The organism is Anaerostipes butyraticus (assembly GCF_016586355.1).
Classification (GTDB): domain Bacteria; phylum Bacillota; class Clostridia; order Lachnospirales; family Lachnospiraceae; genus Anaerostipes; species Anaerostipes butyraticus.
Window position 1 is genome coordinate 81,181 of sequence record NZ_BLYI01000027.1, and the last position, 16,288, is coordinate 97,468.

Sequence of the window (16,288 nt, forward strand, 5' to 3'; positions counted from 1 at the left end):
GTATTTTAGTCGTATTTAATATCCAGTACTTCTTTCATATGATCGATCGGCATATGTTTTCCTGTCCACAGATGGAATGCCGCATCTCCCTGGAATAACATCATTCCAAGACCGTTCATTGTCTTGCATCCTGCTTCTTTTGCCATCTTAAGAAGTGCTGTCTCTCTTGGAGCATAAATTGTATCAGTTACGATCAGGTCCGGGCGGAAGAAAGATTTATCCGGCACAACAGACTGTCCTTCCATCGGTTTCATTCCAACGCCAGTTGCCTGTGCAAATAAGTAACTGTCCTCAATTTCTTCTCTTAACTTTTCTTTGTCATCCAGATCATAAAGGTTTACGATACAATCTGTATTCGCGCGGATCTTTTCTACTGTTCTTTCTGCGTTCTCCCAGAATTTATCTTTAATATTGAAGATTGACATTTCTTTCACACCATCCAGTGCTGCCTGGATTTCAATTGCTGTTGCAGCTCCTCCTGCTCCGGCAATTGTCATTTTTTTGCCAATCACATCAATATCATTGTCTTTTAATGACTGCATATAACCGATTCCGTCTGTGATATGTCCGATCAGTTTTCCATGATCATTTACAATTGTGTTGACAGCGCCAGCCATTTCTGCAGCTGGTGAAAGTTCATCCAGATACTGTCCTACAACTGTCTTATTCGGCATAGATACGTTAGATCCTACCATTTTTAAAGCTCTCAGACCTTTGATCGCATCTTCCAGAGTGTCATTGTCAACCTCAAACGCAAGATATGCGTAATCCAGTCCTAATGTAGCAAATGCTTCATTGTGCATTGCCGGTGAGCTGGAATGTCTGATCGGATAAGCCATCAGACCGATCAGTTCTGTGTGTCCTGTAATTCTTTCTGCCATTTTCTTTTTCTCCTTTATATCTTCATTTTTTTGTTTACGTTACTCTCACCCAAAAGTTAATTTTTTAACAACCTTACGTCCCTCATTATATACGAATTGAACTGATACTTCTAATATATCTTTTCATGATTATTAATAGCTTTTTGCTATCATTTGTGTTAAACTGATAGCAGATGATATATTTTTTGATAGCGAATCAGAAAGGATAGGATAAATGACATGAATTTAAATCAGCTGTATTATTTCCAAAAAGTTGCTGTGCTGCAGCACTACCACCAGGCCGCAAAAGAACTGAATATTTCTCAGCCGAGCCTAAGCCGTTCTATTTCCAACCTGGAAGATGAACTCGGTCTGAAACTCTTTGTTAAAAAGGGGCGGAATATTGAACTGACCAAATATGGACATCTTTTTTTAGAGCATGTTAACCGCATTTTGGAGGAAGTAAAAATTACACTGGATAAGATGCATTCCCTCTCCTCTTCCTCCGGCGGTCATATTGATATCGGGTATGTATTTCCTCTGGCCAAATCCTATATTCCTCATATGGTACGCAGTTTTTTAAATAAGGATCATAACCATGAGATTACATTCTCTTTAAGCCAGGAGATTACAAAAGAGCTGATCACAGCCCTTAAAACAGAAAAATATGATGTTATCTTTGGCTCAAAAGTTCCAGACGAAACCGAAATTGAATTTATTCCTGTTGTAAATCAGGAAATGGTCATCATCACACCTCCGGGACACCCATTAAAATATAAGAAGCCTCTGGTTCTGGAAGATTTGATGGACTATCCTGTCATTGGTTATGACCGGACCTCCGGACTGGGACAGTACACGACTTCTATTTATAAGCAGAATCATATGAAACCATCCATCGCATTTGAAACCTCCGATGAAAATGCGATCGCAGCCCTTGTGGCAGAAAATTTTGGAATCGGTTTTGTCGCACATGTAGAATCTCTGAAAGAATATAATGTAGATATTCTTCATTTAGATAATGTCAAACCATACCATACTGTCTATATGGCATATTTAAAAGATCATCCCAGAATACCGGCAGTACAAAAATTTATTGATTTCGTTCAGGAAACCATAGATAAAATTTATTGATTTTCAAAAAAATATCAATTTGTTAAATATTTGACCAGATGTTATAATGATTTCATCGAAACACACCCAAAAAGTTTTTATATACAGCCTCATAAAGAAAACAAAATTCGTTTATTTTTTTGGAGGTTCCAATTCTATGAAATCTAATTATAAGAATATTTTTTCACCACTGACAATTAAAAACATGACAATGAAAAACCGCATCATGATGACTCCAATGGGAACAAACTATGGAGAACAGACAGGCGAAATGAGCTTTTTGCATATTAACTATTATGAAGAAAGAGCAAAAGGCGGCGTAGGACTGATCATGGTAGAGAATGCAAGTGTAGATTCTCCTCTTGGATCAAACGGTACTACCCAGATTCGAATTGACCATGATAACTTCATGCCTCGCTTTTTTAAACTTTGTGAAACGATTCACTCTCATGGAGCATGTATTGGTCTGCAGTTAAATCATGCCGGAGCTTCTGCTCAGTCTAAAAGAACAAATATGCAGCCGGTATCTGCCTCCGACATTCCTTCCAAAGAAGGCGGAGAAATCCCTCGCCCTCTGGAAAAAGATGAGATTTATGCAATCGTAAAAAAATATGGAGAAGCTGCTGCCCGCGCTCAGGCTGCCGGATTTGACTGTGTGGAAATCCATGCGGGACATTCCTACCTGATCAGCCAGTTTATGTCTCCTACGACCAATAAGAGAACAGACGAATTCGGCGGATGTCCGGAAAACAGGGCCCGTTTCGCAAAACTGGTCATTGAAGAAGTCCGCAGACAGGTGGGACCGATGTTCCCAATCTTCGTGCGTCTCAGCGCTGATGAGTTCGTAGAAGGCGGAAATACACTGGAAGATACATTGGAGCTCATTTCCTATTTTGAAAAAGAAGTGGATGCTTTTGATGTATCCGCAGGATTAAACAGTTCTATCCAGTATCAGATCGATGCAAATTATCTGAAAGACGGATGGAGATCTTATATGGCAAAAGCCGTAAGAGAAAAATATGGAAAACCATGTATTACTATGGGAAATATCCGTGACCCGAGAGTCGCAGATGATATCCTCGGCAGAGGTGACGCTGACATCATCGGAATGGGCCGCGGACTGATCGCAGACCCTCACTGGGTGAAAAAAGTTGCCACTGGCAGAGAAGATGAAATCAGAAAATGTATTTCCTGCAACATCGGATGTGCCGGAAACCGTATCGGCGTAAACCGTCCGATCCGCTGTACTATCAATCCGACTGTTAACTCAGGATATGATTATAAAAAGCACAAAGTAAATAAGCCTTGCAATGTTGTTGTAATTGGCGGAGGAACCGCAGGACTGGAAGCTGCCTGTACAGCTGCCGAAGTCGGATGTACAACTTTCTTATTTGAGAAAAAAGATGTACTGGGCGGATTATCCGTAGAAATCTCCAAGATTCCGGATAAAAAACGTCTGGGAGACTTTCCGGCATACCTGGTAAACCGCGCTTCCAAGCTTACCAACCTGTTTATCTTTAAAGGACAGGAAGCAACTCTGCCGCTGATCAAGGCGCTTCACCCGAATATTATTGTGAACGCTACCGGATCTAATCCGCTGCTTCCGCCGATCAAGGGACTGCATGACCATATCGATAAGGAAGGCTCCAAAGTCGCTTCTATCGCCGGCATGATCAACAGCCTGGCTGAATATCCGGAAGACTGCTCCGGCAAAAAAGTCGTTGTAATCGGAGGCGGCGCTGTAGGTCTTGATGTCGTTGAATATTTCGCTCCAAAAGGCGCTGATGTCAGCATTGTGGAAATGATGCCTCAGATCGGTAAAGATCTGGACCCTGTTTCCAAGTGCGGCACTAACGCTTTGATGAAGAAATACAATGTAAATCAGATGCCGAATACTGCTCTCTGTGAAGTTAAAGCAGATTCCTTCGTTGTAAAAGCCGGAGAAGAAGAAAAAGAACTGCCATTCGACTATGGATTCGTATGTCTTGGAATGCGCGCCAATGCGCCGATCCTTGATGAAGTCAGAGAGGCTTTCGCAGACACTGACGTGGAAATTCTTAATATCGGTGACAGTGTACGCGCAAGAAGAATCATCGACGGCGTTCAGGAAGGACATAACATTTTAAGTACTCTTGCAGATATGGATTATCTGTAGAAATTCTCTATCCTCTATATATAGTATAACTCATGGAAAAGAGCCATGAAATCTGCGGGTTTCATGGCTCTTCCCAACTATAAATATTTTTTCATTACTGCTTTCTTCATATCCAAATAAGGCTGATATTTATCCTTTTCAAACAGCAATACCTCTTCTTTTTCTGCATCTTGAAGAGACAAACTTTCTCCATTATCCATATAAGTCCAAACCTATCTGCGTTTCCCTGTATAATTCAGGCATACTGGTGTCTGCTCGATATTTTCCATAAGTCATACTAACCGGAATATATACATACTGATCTTCACTAAAATGTGAATTTTTCACTTTACGTAAAAATAATATATATTCTTCTCCTCTTGCCATCGGCGTGTATCCTTCCTGACACAGCACAGGGTTTGTAAATCCTGTACAATTTACCGGTTCAAATAAGTGTATTTTCTCTCCCGATTTAATAGTTCCTTTCCAACATTTTATCACGTCTGCCTGAGACAAAATACATTCTGTATAGATTGTTTTCTTTACAGACTTTGTTTCGGCGTATCGATCGGATAGTGGAAGTCCCCCCCTTCCCTTATCCTTCATGAAATGCACAGCTAATTACGGTATGGGTCAGATACACAGCGGTTTATGAAATCAATTACCACATCTTTCACTGCCTGGCACCAGAACAGGCTCCCTCCGTGGTCCGCCCCTTTTACCTGATAGAATTCCACCGGGTCAATCTTTAATTCTTTTAACCGTTCATATAAAATCACACTCTGGCCAAACGGCACCTGCGTATCTTTAGAACCGTGCAGGATCAGCAGCGGCGGTATGTTCTGACGCTCCTTAAAATAAGCAACCGGAGAACAGCGGTACGCCAGTTCCGGTTTGTCCACTACATCATATCCTCCGATTTCCAAGCCTTCCGGTGAATGTTCTCCTCTGTGCTCCACCAGAGACGGTTCATAATTCATCTGTTCCAGATGCGTCGGGCCGTAAAAATCAATACAGCCTCTTAGTGCCGGAAGCGGTGTTCCTTCATCATCCAGCCGTCCATCTTCCCATGTGGCCAGGCTGCAGAGAGCCGTATGTCCGCCGGAGGAATCTCCCGCCAGAAAAATGTTATTGATATCAATCGGATATGCCGGTGCGTGCTGTACCAGATAACGCACGGCGCTTTTGGCATCCTGCACCTGAGCCGGAAACGGCGCCAGCGTACTTGGTCTGTACTGTACAATAGCTGCGGCAACCCCTGATTTTACAATCTCATAGAGATCCATCACATGATTGTTCATGGACTGTTCTTTCCACGCAGAACCCTGGATAAACACCAGCAGAGGATATTTTTCCTCCTCATGTCCCTGGTGCACCGGGAAAATAAACCTGATATGCAGTTCCTTCCCGTCTTTTACAGCATATACCGGCTGAATATCCTGTACTTTTGGCTCTATATTGTTTTGGTCTCCCTGAAGTACTTTCATCCCTTCGGATGATTTTTCGGATTCCGGGAAATCTTCGAATTTCTGTGTCGTCATACGTTTCACCTGACATTCCTTTCTGCACAAAATATCTGCTTATTTCTTCATATTCTGATATTTTCATGATTTATTTTACTACATTCCAATAAAACAGCGCAAGTTTCCTTTATCTTCCATATATTAACCTGCGGTCATACTTGACATTTTCTTCCTGTCCTTATAAAATAGTCTATGCCAATAATTAGAATCCTAATTATTAGAATCCTATTTTTATTCAGGAGGACCTTATGGATCATCATTCTTACCATTATCTCATCATGTCCGTTCACATGATGTTTCAAAAAGAATTATTCAACGCTCTGAAAGATACCGGTCTGTCCATGGGACAGCCCAAAATCATTGATTATCTGAAAGATCATGACGGCGTCAGTCAGAAGGATCTTGCTTTTGGATGTCATATCGAGCCTGCATCTCTTACTTCACTGCTGAACCGCATGGAGAAGCAGAAATTGATCGAACGCCGAATGCTCCACGGCAACCGCCGTTCCCTGTATGTTTTTCTCACAGAAAAAGGATGGGAGATGTCTTCCATTATTTCCAGAACATTTGACCGTCTGGAACAAAATATTTTTGAGAATATCCCGGATTCTGACCGGGATCATTTGATGAAAATATTAGAAAAAATATATGAAACTATGCTTGAAAAGGAGTAACTTATTATATGGAAAAACTAAAACGTTATCTTGTATTTTTTATTGGACTTTATATTAATTCTTTTGGAGTTGCCATGATTACCAAAGCTGCTCTCGGTACATCTCCGATTTCCTCTATTCCATATGTACTGAGTCTGCAGTTTCCGTTTTCACTGGGAGAATTTACAATCTTCTTCAGTCTGTTTCTGATTTTGCTGCAGCTTCTGATCCTTCGCAGAAATTTTCACCTGGAACATCTGCTCCAGATTCCGATTTCTATTTTGTTCGGATACTTTATTGATATTTCCATGGTTCTTTTAAATTTTGTAAATCCTGAATTATATTTGATGAAGATCGTGTACCTTCTGATCGGAGGCCTGATTCTCGGATTCGGTGTCTACACAGAAGTTCTGGCAGACGTAGCCATGCTTCCGGGAGAATCTTTCGTCCGTGCCATTGTTACCGTGTGGCATACAGAATTCGGTATCACCAAAGTCTGTTTTGACGCGTCTATGACAATCATTGCAGCTGTTTTATCTGTCATTTTCTTTCATCAGCTGAATGGCGTACGGGAAGGCACCATCATTGCCGCCTTGCTGGTTGGTTTTATCGCCCGGTCTTTTGGCAGAATTCTCTCCTTCCTGGAGCCAAAATTATTCCCAGCGCAGGAAGCTGACTCTTCCGAGACAGCCCCTGTTTCCGGCATACCGTCTGTCATTACCATCGACCGTCAGTACGGAAGCGGCGGCCGCGAGATTGGGAAAAAACTGGCTGAACGGCTCGGCTATAAGTTTTTCGATAATGAAATCATCCAGATGACTGCCGGATCCACCGGATTTTCTCCTGATTTTGTGCAAAAAAACGATGAAGCCATGTCAAACCGCCTTCTTTATAATCTGGCTGCTCAGATGTATTCCTACGCCCCAAATACTCCTTCTCCAAAAGATGCCATCTTTGAAGGAGAATCCCAAATTATCCGCGCTCTTGCCAGAGGCGGAAACTGCGTCATTATGGGACGCTGTGCTGACTATATCCTGAAAGATGATTTCCCGTGTTTCAGAGTCTTTCTGCAGGCTCCTTCTGATTATCGGATTCAGCGCATTGCAGATACAGAGCATCTTTCAAAAGATAAGGCAGCTGCAAAAATACGTCAGATGAATCGAAAACGGGCTGATTATTATCATTATTATACCCATCGTTTATGGGGAATCGCAGGCAATTATCACTTGACGCTGGATACTTCTTTAGGTACAGATTATGTATTGAATTCTATCACTCACGGATTCTGGCAGTATCAGGAAATGGCTTTTTCCAATGAGAATGACTAATCCAGAGGCAGGAAATTTATGAAATAGTATGTTACGGTCCAGGAGCGAAAAAGCATCCTGGCCGTAAAATTGAATATAATATCTTCTGTTATTTTTTTGTTCTACAGATCCATCTGCTTTCTTAAAAGATGTACCGCTTTCTTTTCAATCCGGCTGACATAAGATCTTGATATATTTAATCTTGCCGCTACTTCTTTCTGTGTCATGGGTTCCGTTCCATATAATCCATACCGCATGACCAAAGTTTTCTTTTCTTTTGTTGATTCCATTTTCTCAAGAAGATCATAGATCTGTTTGATTTTTTCGTCCTGGTCAATCTTTTTTACCAGATCGATCTCATCCGCTCCCAGTACATCCAGAAGATGGATTTCATTTCCTTCTTTATCAATTCCTATCGGCTCATAAAGCGATGTATCTTTTGATGTTTTTCTTTCCTGCCGCAGCATCATCAGCAGCTCATTTTCTATGCACCGTGATGCGTAAGTAACCAGTCTGTGCCCTTTTTCCATCTTATACGTATTGATCGCCTTGATCAGCCCAATGGTTCCAACTGAAATCAGATCGTCTTTTTCCCGGTCAAAATTATGGTATTTTTTGACGATATGGGCAACCAGACGAAGATTATGTTCCACCAGCAGATTCCTTGCTTCCATATCTCCTTGATGGCTTAGTTTGAGATAGTGACGTTCCTCTTCCGGTGATAATGGTTCCAGAAATGCCTGCAAAAGAAAAGCACCCTTCTAAGCCTTTTTATCATATTATGATTTCAGACTTAAAAAAGTGCTTTTCCCCTATTGATTCCATTGAAATCCTTTTACCATATGGCAGGTATTTTAACGATAAGATTTCCGGTAAATAGAAACTGTATCTTCCTCGTTTAATTCAATGCGGTCTGCCGCATATAAGCCACCCATGGTATCTTTTGCTTTTTTTGCCATCTCCGGAAATTCTTCTGGTTTGAATCCGTAATCTGACATCTTAAGGTCATCAACTCCGCAGGCTTTCTGAAGATCTGCCAGCGCACGGACGAAATCCATCGGTTCTGACGCATCTTCTCTGCCAAGGGCCTTTGCCATTCGGATAAATCGTTCATCACAGGCGTGATGTTCCACAAAATATTTATAATATTCCAGGCTGATCATGATCAGACCTGCTCCGTGCGGAAGTTCCGGATGCATGGCTGACATGGCATGTTCCATGGAATGCTCGCTGCTGCAGGCACTCAGCTCCATAACATGGCCGGATAATGTGTTGGCAAATGCCACATGCTCTCTTGCCTCCATATCACTTCCATCCTGAACCGCCCGGGCAAGATATCTGCCGATATTTTCGATTGCTGTAATCGCAAACATATCACTCATTAAATTGGCCGGACTGGTAATATAACATTCTGTGCTGTGGAACAAAGCGTCAAATCCCTGAAAAGCTGTAAACTTTGGCGGTACAGTCGCCATCAGTTCCGGATCTACCACTGCCAGTACCGGATGGCTCGCATCGGCTCCGCCCAGACCGATTTTTTCATCATATTTTTCGTTATTCACAACGCCCCAGGCGTCGACTTCGGATCCGGTTCCGGCTGTTGTTGTGACTGCCACTACCGGAAGCGGAGTTTCAAGGTAAGGTTTGCATCCTCCATGGCCTCCGAAGGCGTAATCCCATACATCTCCCGGATTGGTTGCCATAATGGCAATGATCTTTGCTGCGTCCATGACGCTTCCTCCGCCAAGAGCTACGATAAACTCACAGTGATTTTCTTTCATAAAGGCAGCGGCTTCCATGATTGTGGATGCCAGCGGATTAGATTCTACTTTATCAAATATAACCGTATCGATTCCGGCATCTTTCAGCTGCTTTTCTGTTCTGTCCAGAGATCCGCTCTCCTTTGTTGATTTCCCATTGGATATTACGATGGCAGCCTTTTTACCGAGATTTAAATTTTTTATATTTTCTCCCAGTTCATTGAGACGTCCCGGTCCGAATAATACTCTGGTTGGCTGATAAAAATTATAACTCATGGAAAATTCCTCCCGTTCTGTTTGTATTTTTTAAGAGAAGATTTTATACTCTCTTCCTGGTTATTATTATACCGCCAGCCGGATTTCATTGTCTAATACCTGGTTTCTCTATTTTCTTATGCTTCTGGAGCATGATGACAGCCCCTATTCTTTTCTCCTTAAGAGATATCCTTCCTCGATCTTCTGTCCGAAATCGACATAGATCATCTGCTTTGGATGCGGAGCTGATTCCATCGGGTTTCCGTCCTCATCTTCAATTGCTTTCACTGTCACTTCCAGATTTGTTCCGTCTGGAATCATAACCTCAATCGTCTCTCCCACAGAAAACTTATTTTTCTGTTCCAGAAGAGCATACCCTTTATCGTTATGTCCCTGGACAATTCCAATATACGTATAATTTTTAATGTACGTATTATTATCATAAATCTGAGAATTCTCATCGGTTTTTCCAAAATAAAATCCTGTGGTAAACTGACGATATGTGCATTTTGCGATTTCTTCCCGGTAATACTCCATATTTGCTTTATACTTTTCTGCGGATTCTTCACAGTCATTGATGGCTTTCCGGTATGTTCTGGCAACCGCTGCCACGTAAAGAGCGGTCTTCATTCTTCCTTCAATCTTCAGGCTGTCAATACCTGCGTCCAGAATCTGATCAATATATTCTATCATACACAAATCTTTGGAATTAAAAATATAAGTTCCTCTTTCATTTTCATAAACCGGCATATATTCTCCCGGTCTTGTTTCTTCCATCACCGCGTATTTCCATCTGCATGGATGCGTACATTCACCGCTGTTGGCATTTCTTCCGGTAAAATAATTGCTCAGCAGACAGCGCCCGGAATGAGAAATGCACATGGCTCCATGAACAAATGCCTCAATTTCCATATCTTCCGGAATCTGTGCCCGGATTTCTTTGATTTCTGCCAGCGATAATTCTCTGGCTGCAACGACCCTGGAAGCTCCCTGCTGATACCAGAAATTGTAAGTCGCATAGTTTGTACTGTTAGCCTGTGTACTGATATGACGGTCAATGTCCGGACATTCTTCTCCGGCAATCATAAACACTCCCGGATCTGATATGATCAGGGCATCTGGTCCGATTTCCTTTAATTCTCTGAAATATTCCCGGATTCCTTCCAGGTCTTCATTGTGAGCCACAATATTGGCCGTAATATAGACCTTAACCCCATGCTGATGGGCAAATTCCACTCCTGCTTTTACATCTTCCATGGAAAAATTCTTTGCTTTTGCCCGAAGTCCATACATTTCACCACCGATATATACCGCGTCCGCTCCGTAGAGAACCGCAGTTTTTAAAACTTCCAGGCTGCTTGCCGGAATTAATAATTCACTCTTTCTCATGATCTTCTCCTATTTTCTGACTGACGGCAACGCCGTCTCCTACAGTCAGTATCGCCGTTTCCAGCATACTGTGATTTTTAATGGTATATAAATAATCCCGCATCCGTTTATGAATGGTGCGGTCCCGCCTTTCTATAGCGTATCTTGACTTTACGATATCTCCATCCTGAAGGACATTGTCCGATACCAGCAGACCTTCCGGCGCCAGAAGCCGCATCACTTCATCAAGAAAAGCAATATACTGCCCTTTTGCCGCATCTACAAAAATAAAATCAAATGAATCATCGATTTTTTTCAATAGATCTGCCGCGTCACCTTCCAGCAGAGTAATCTGATCTTCCCGGCCCATTTTTCCGATATTCTCTTTCGCTTTCTGGATCCGTTTCTCATTCCGCTCGATCGTGACGACTGTACCTCCATCCGGCTGATACATATTCATATAGAGGGAAGAAAATCCTACTGCCGTCCCGATTTCCAGAATCTTTTTCGGACGCTTTAAAAGGACCAGGATCTTCAGCAGTTCTTTGGTTTCCGGTTTTACAATCGGCACATGCTGATTCCTGGCCTCTTCCTCTATATGACAGAGTTCCTGATGACTGTCTTCTTTGATCAGGGAATGGAGATAATCGGTAATGTGTTCATCAACAATCATTATTGAATCTCCTCTGTCTCATGTTCTCCACATAGTATGGATATGATATCATCCATTCCCTGGGACTGATAAAAATAGTATGTCCCGGGAACAAATGATTCATCTTTGTATCTTGAAAAATATTTTCGAATTCGAAACCTCCAGGTTCCGTTGATCAGTTTTTTATCTTTCAGCTGATCTGCCACATCCGTTTCCGTATCCGAATCCTTTATGACAACTTCGATCGCCCGATCGCCGTTTCTGTCATAGGCCGGATTGGAAAAGGTGTCTTCTGCCACAAAATACGCGATACAAAATATGCCGAAAATTGCGCATATGATCAAGACTCTTACCATCGTCTTAAAAAAGAGACGGACAGATTCTGACATGATAAATTTTTTTCCTTTTTTAAGCATATTTCATATCTCCCCGCTTATTCTGGAATTATACTTCCGTTATGATCGGAAGAATCATTGGATTTCTCTTCGTATTTTTCCAGATGTAATTGCTCAGAGCTTCCTTAATACTGTTCTTAATTCTGGCCCAGTCCGAAATATTGCGCTCCATGCACTCTTCTACTGCCGCCAGCGCAACTTCCCTGGCTCCTTCCATCAAAGATTCTGATTCTCTTACATAAACAAAACCTCTGGATACAATATCCGGCCCGGCAAGAATCTGTCTGCCGTGCCGCTGCAGCGTTACCGTCGCAATAATCAGACCGTTTTGTGACAGCATCTTACGGTCATTAAGAACAATATTTCCTACATCTCCAACGCCCAGTCCATCTACCAGGATTCCTCCGGCCTGTACTTTTCCTGTTACCTTTCCCTGTCTCTTATTCAGTTCCAGCACATCACCTTCCGCAAGTACAAACGTATTTTCTTTCGGAATTCCCATCTCAATGGCAAGCTCTTTATGGCGCATCAGATGACGATATTCTCCATGAACCGGAATCGCATATTTAGGCTTGGTCAGAGCATAGATCAGCCTGATCTCTTCCCGGCACGCATGCCCTGAAACATGAGTATCCTGAAATACTACTTTGGCTCCCTTGATTGCCAGTTCATTCATAATCTTTGATATATTCTTTTCATTTCCAGGAATCGGACTTGAACTGAATATGATCGTGTCAGATGGCACGATAGATACTTTTCTGTGAGTTGAATTCGCCATACGGGATAATGCTGCCATCTGCTCTCCCTGGCTTCCTGTCGTGATTAAAACAATCTGATCATCCGGATAATTTTTAATTTGATCCGTTTCAATTAAAGTATTTTTCGGGATCTTTAAATATCCCAGTTCAGAAGCCGTGGTAATGATATTTACCATGCTTCTTCCTTCTACCGCAACCTTCCTGCCGTATTTATGCGCAGAATTAATAATATGCTGCACACGGTCAACATTGGATGCAAACGTCGCGATAATCATACGCCCCTTCAGGTGCTCGGCAAATATGCCGTCCAGACGTTTTCCTACGTTCTTCTCTGATAAGGTATAACCCTGCCGTTCCACGTTCGTACTGTCCGCCATCAGTGCAAGAACCCCTTTGCTGCCAAGTTCCGCAAACTTGGCAAGGTCGATTGCCTCTCCAAACAGCGGTGTATGGTCAATCTTAAAATCACCCGTGTGTATGATAACACCCGCCGGTGTCGTGATTGCCAGAGCCGCAGCATCCGCGATGCTGTGATTGGTCTTAATAAATTCAACCTCAAAAATACCCAGCTTTACCTTATCCCCATGGGAGACGACATTCTTCTGCACCTGTTCTGAAATCCCATGTTCTTTTAACTTATTGTCGATCAGCGCCATCGTAAGTTTTGTCGCGTAAATCGGCATATTAAGTTCTTTCTCAATATACGGGATTGCTCCGATATGGTCTTCATGACCATGGGTAATTACAAGACCGCGGATCTTCTTCGCGTTTTCCTTCAGATATGTGACATCCGGAATGACCAGATCGATTCCAAGCATATCTTCATCCGGAAACGCGAGACCACAGTCGACCACCAGGATCTGGTTGTTGCACTCAAACGCCGTAATATTCATTCCGATCTGTCCAAGTCCTCCAAGAGGTATGATCTTGACAGAACTTGGCTTTCTGCGCACAGCGCCATTACGGCGTCCTCTCTGATTATGACTGCCGGTTCTGTTATACGTTCTTCTTTCCTTTGTGCTGTTGTCTTTCTTTTGTCTTACTTGTTGTCTTTGTTGCTGTTGATTGTCTCTCAAAGTTTTTCCTCCATCTTTCCTCCGGGATGACAATCGATTGTTTTATAATCTCACTTCAAATTCATCTGTTAATTCATTAAAAATTCCTGAAATTATCTTCAGTTCTTCTTCGTCCTCTACAAATTCATAGGACACCATATCATCTTCTAATTCAACTTCTTTCATGATCATGACGACTCCATCGTCTTCCAGGGAATCCGCCGTCAGCAGATAATTCTTCCCGGCCAGTGTTGTCTGTTCCAGGACATATAATTCAATCTCCTGACCCTCATCATCTAAAAGAAGTATCTTGTTATCGTTCTTTCCCATTCGTCCTTATCCTTCCCTGCGGGAATCCAGATATCCCTGTAAAATAAAAGACGCAGCAATCTGATCGATCACTTTCTTTCGGTTTTCACGCCTTACGCCGCTCTCCATCAATACTTTCTCTGACGCAACGGTTGTAAGCCTCTCATCCCACATAATGACAGGAATTCCGATACGCCGCACTAAAGCATCGCGGAAATCCATTGCGGCATCTCCGCGTTCACCGACTGTATTGTTCATATTCTTCGGAAACCCAAGCACAATGGCCTCGGCCTGATACTCACGCACAAGCTCCTCAATCCTTGCATAAGTCCTGCGAAGCTTGTTGGCATCTTTCCGGGTAATCGTCTCCAGCGGCTGTGCCGTCAGTCCAAGCTCATCACTTACCGCAACCCCCACTGTCTTCGTTCCGTAATCCAATCCTAATATTCTCATAGTCCGGCCTTATCTGAGCTTTGTATCAATGTAATTCTCCAGCAGAGCCTCAATGATCTCATCACGCTCTACCTTGTTGATAATGCTCCTGGCATTCTTATGACTGGTTATATACGTAGGATCTCCTGACATAATATATCCTACCATCTGATTTACAGGATTGTAACCTTTTTCCTGCAGCGCTTCATACACACGTGCCAAAATCATGTGCACATCAAGCTCTTCTTTTACAACCGAAAAATGTTGTGTACGATTGTTATCCATATTATCACGTCCCTTTCATGTATTCTTATTCTAATATAAAAATTTAAAAATAGCAATGGCAAACCATAAAATTTCACCTGTGCTTAACATTTTTTCTTTTGTGCTGCAAGGGTTCCTTCTACATATCCATCTTCTGAAACCGTCTTCAGCTGTACTTTTACAATCTGATGATCGACCGGTGTTTCAGAATAAGCTGCAGTTCTGATATATTCTCTGGTATGTCCCACATACCAGTTTTTCCTTCCCCGTAATTCTTCTTCCATCAGGACTTCTTTTTCCCTGCCAAGCTGGGCTTCTTCAAAAGCTTTTTTATTTCTTGCTGCCATGGCAAGGAGAATATCGCTTCTTTCTGCCTTGATCTGATCAGGAACCTGATGATCCATAACCGCCGCTTTTGTTCCTTTCCGGACGGAATATTTGAAAATATGCATTTCATACAGCTGGATTTCTTCCAGGAATCTTCTTGTTGTCTCAAATTCTTCTTCCGTCTCCCCCGGAAATCCTACAATAATATCTGTCGTCAGCGCCGGCGTATCAAAGAACGTCCGGATCATACGGCATTTTTCCCTGATATCTTCTGTCGTATATTTTCGGTTCATCCTTGCGAGCACAGTGTCACATCCACTCTGAAGAGACAGATGAAAATGCGGACAAAAGTTCTTAAGACGGCTCAGTCTCCCCAGAACATCTTCTGTGATAAATCCCGGTTCCAGAGATCCAAGACGAATCCGCTCCACCCCTTCAATCTGTGATATTTCTTCCAGCAGATCAATGAGACGGATATCCCCAAGATCCGTTCCATAGGAGGTCACGTGAATTCCTGTTATCACAAATTCACGGCAGCCTTTCTCCGCAAGATTCCGGATTTCTTTCAGAACATCTTCTTTCTGCCTGCTGCGGACCCGCCCTCTGGCATAAGGGATAATGCAGTAAGAACAAAACTGATTGCAGCCGTCCTGTACTTTAATATATGCTCTTGTGTGAGTCTCGAGATGATCGACACAGAGATTTTCAAAACTCCGGTCTGATGCAATGTCCAGCACCTCGGCCTCCGGCACGCCTTCCGGTTCATAATCCTCTAAAATTTTTATAAGATCTTTCTTTTTATTATTCCCAATAATCAGATCAATATGACCATCTGCTGCCAGTTCTTCTTTTCCGACCTGGGCATAGCAGCCTACAGCCACAACAATGACATTCGGATTTTTCCGTTTTGCCCGATGAAGCATCTGTCTGGATTTTCTCTCTGCCATATTCGTAACAGAGCAGGTATTCACGATATAAATATCCGGTTCATCCCCGGCATCTGTAATTATCACCCCTGCGTTTTCCAGCATTGAACGCATGGCATCTGTTTCATACTGATTGACCTTGCATCCCAAAGTGACAATTGCCGCCTTTTTCCCATGTATATCCATAAATTTCCCTTTCT

General features: G+C 42.5%; 18 protein-coding genes. 4 read left to right on the forward strand and 14 right to left on the reverse strand.

Going from position 1 to position 16,288, the window contains the following annotated elements; all coding sequences use genetic code 11:
* Positions 1-5: 5 nt before the first annotated feature.
* Positions 6-881, reverse strand: a complete 876-nt coding sequence (locus JMF81_RS05780) for a shikimate dehydrogenase (RefSeq protein WP_201310502.1) — start codon at positions 879-881, stop codon at positions 6-8.
* Positions 882-1,100: 219 nt separating this feature from the next.
* On the opposite strand from JMF81_RS05780, the gene JMF81_RS05785 reads away from it, so the two are divergent.
* Together JMF81_RS05785 and JMF81_RS05790 are read left to right on the forward strand one after the other, a co-directional pair.
* Positions 1,101-1,991 carry a LysR family transcriptional regulator gene (locus tag JMF81_RS05785; RefSeq protein WP_201310503.1) on the forward strand — a complete coding sequence of 297 codons (891 nt, stop codon included), beginning with the start codon at positions 1,101-1,103 and terminating at the stop codon, positions 1,989-1,991.
* A gap of 136 nt (positions 1,992-2,127) precedes the next feature.
* Positions 2,128-4,125: an oxidoreductase gene (locus tag JMF81_RS05790; RefSeq protein WP_201310504.1), complete on the forward strand. Its 1,998-nt coding sequence runs from the start codon at positions 2,128-2,130 to the stop codon at positions 4,123-4,125.
* Positions 4,126-4,202: 77 nt separating this feature from the next.
* Here the strand turns inward: JMF81_RS05790 and JMF81_RS16510 are convergent, their stop codons facing one another.
* The 3 genes from JMF81_RS16510 to JMF81_RS05800 all read right to left on the reverse strand — a co-directional run bounded on the left by JMF81_RS16510 (position 4,203) and on the right by JMF81_RS05800 (position 5,645).
* Positions 4,203-4,325 carry a hypothetical protein gene (locus tag JMF81_RS16510; protein WP_279323884.1) on the reverse strand — a complete coding sequence of 41 codons (123 nt, stop codon included), beginning with the start codon at positions 4,323-4,325 and terminating at the stop codon, positions 4,203-4,205.
* The gene (locus JMF81_RS05795) at positions 4,318-4,491 is read right to left on the reverse strand and encodes a hypothetical protein (protein ID WP_201310505.1); all 174 of its coding nucleotides are present in this window, start codon (positions 4,489-4,491) and stop codon (positions 4,318-4,320) included. Before JMF81_RS05795 ends, JMF81_RS16510 begins: the two co-directional genes overlap by 8 nt.
* Positions 4,492-4,721: 230 nt before the next feature.
* Positions 4,722-5,645, reverse strand: coding sequence for an alpha/beta hydrolase (locus JMF81_RS05800; RefSeq protein WP_201310506.1), 924 nt, complete (start codon positions 5,643-5,645; stop codon positions 4,722-4,724).
* A gap of 230 nt (positions 5,646-5,875) precedes the next feature.
* On the opposite strand from JMF81_RS05800, the gene JMF81_RS05805 reads away from it, so the two are divergent.
* Positions 5,876-6,301, forward strand: a complete 426-nt coding sequence (locus JMF81_RS05805) for a MarR family winged helix-turn-helix transcriptional regulator (RefSeq protein WP_201310507.1) — start codon at positions 5,876-5,878, stop codon at positions 6,299-6,301.
* A gap of 8 nt (positions 6,302-6,309) precedes the next feature.
* Positions 6,310-7,608: a cytidylate kinase family protein gene (locus tag JMF81_RS05810; RefSeq protein WP_201310508.1), complete on the forward strand. Its 1,299-nt coding sequence runs from the start codon at positions 6,310-6,312 to the stop codon at positions 7,606-7,608.
* Between the two features lie 101 nt (positions 7,609-7,709).
* Here JMF81_RS05810 and sigK read toward each other — a convergent pair whose 3' ends face one another.
* The 10 genes from sigK to mtaB all read right to left on the reverse strand — a co-directional run bounded on the left by sigK (position 7,710) and on the right by mtaB (position 16,274).
* Complete coding sequence (sigK, locus tag JMF81_RS05815; protein ID WP_201310509.1) at positions 7,710-8,333, reverse strand: RNA polymerase sporulation sigma factor SigK; 624 nt, start codon at positions 8,331-8,333, stop codon at positions 7,710-7,712.
* A 108-nt stretch (positions 8,334-8,441) separates the two neighbouring features.
* Positions 8,442-9,623: an iron-containing alcohol dehydrogenase gene (locus JMF81_RS05820; RefSeq protein ID WP_201310510.1), complete on the reverse strand. Its 1,182-nt coding sequence runs from the start codon at positions 9,621-9,623 to the stop codon at positions 8,442-8,444.
* 144 nt (positions 9,624-9,767) lie between these two features.
* Positions 9,768-10,991: a peptidase U32 family protein gene (locus JMF81_RS05825; RefSeq protein ID WP_201310511.1), complete on the reverse strand. Its 1,224-nt coding sequence runs from the start codon at positions 10,989-10,991 to the stop codon at positions 9,768-9,770.
* Complete coding sequence (locus tag JMF81_RS05830) at positions 10,978-11,643, reverse strand: O-methyltransferase (RefSeq protein ID WP_201310512.1); 666 nt, start codon at positions 11,641-11,643, stop codon at positions 10,978-10,980. The genes JMF81_RS05825 and JMF81_RS05830 overlap by 14 nt, the downstream gene beginning before the upstream one ends.
* Entirely contained in the window at positions 11,643-12,038 is a 396-nt protein-coding gene (locus tag JMF81_RS05835) for a hypothetical protein (protein ID WP_201310513.1), read from the reverse strand. The genes JMF81_RS05830 and JMF81_RS05835 overlap by 1 nt, the downstream gene beginning before the upstream one ends.
* Positions 12,039-12,066: 28 nt before the next feature.
* On the reverse strand, positions 12,067-13,851 hold the full coding sequence (locus JMF81_RS05840; protein WP_330597321.1) for a ribonuclease J: 1,785 nt from the start codon (positions 13,849-13,851) through the stop codon (positions 12,067-12,069).
* 42 nt (positions 13,852-13,893) lie between these two features.
* Positions 13,894-14,160 (reverse strand): DUF1292 domain-containing protein, encoded by a 267-nt coding sequence (locus JMF81_RS05845; protein ID WP_201310515.1) that lies wholly within the window; start codon positions 14,158-14,160, stop codon positions 13,894-13,896.
* Positions 14,161-14,166: 6 nt separating this feature from the next.
* Complete coding sequence (gene ruvX / locus JMF81_RS05850) at positions 14,167-14,592, reverse strand: Holliday junction resolvase RuvX (protein ID WP_201310516.1); 426 nt, start codon at positions 14,590-14,592, stop codon at positions 14,167-14,169.
* Positions 14,593-14,601: 9 nt separating this feature from the next.
* Positions 14,602-14,856, reverse strand: coding sequence for an IreB family regulatory phosphoprotein (locus JMF81_RS05855; RefSeq protein WP_201310517.1), 255 nt, complete (start codon positions 14,854-14,856; stop codon positions 14,602-14,604).
* 83 nt (positions 14,857-14,939) lie between these two features.
* A complete protein-coding gene (gene mtaB / locus JMF81_RS05860; RefSeq protein WP_201310518.1) occupies positions 14,940-16,274 on the reverse strand; it encodes a tRNA (N(6)-L-threonylcarbamoyladenosine(37)-C(2))-methylthiotransferase MtaB in 1,335 nt (444 codons plus the stop codon).
* Positions 16,275-16,288 lie beyond the last annotated feature (14 nt).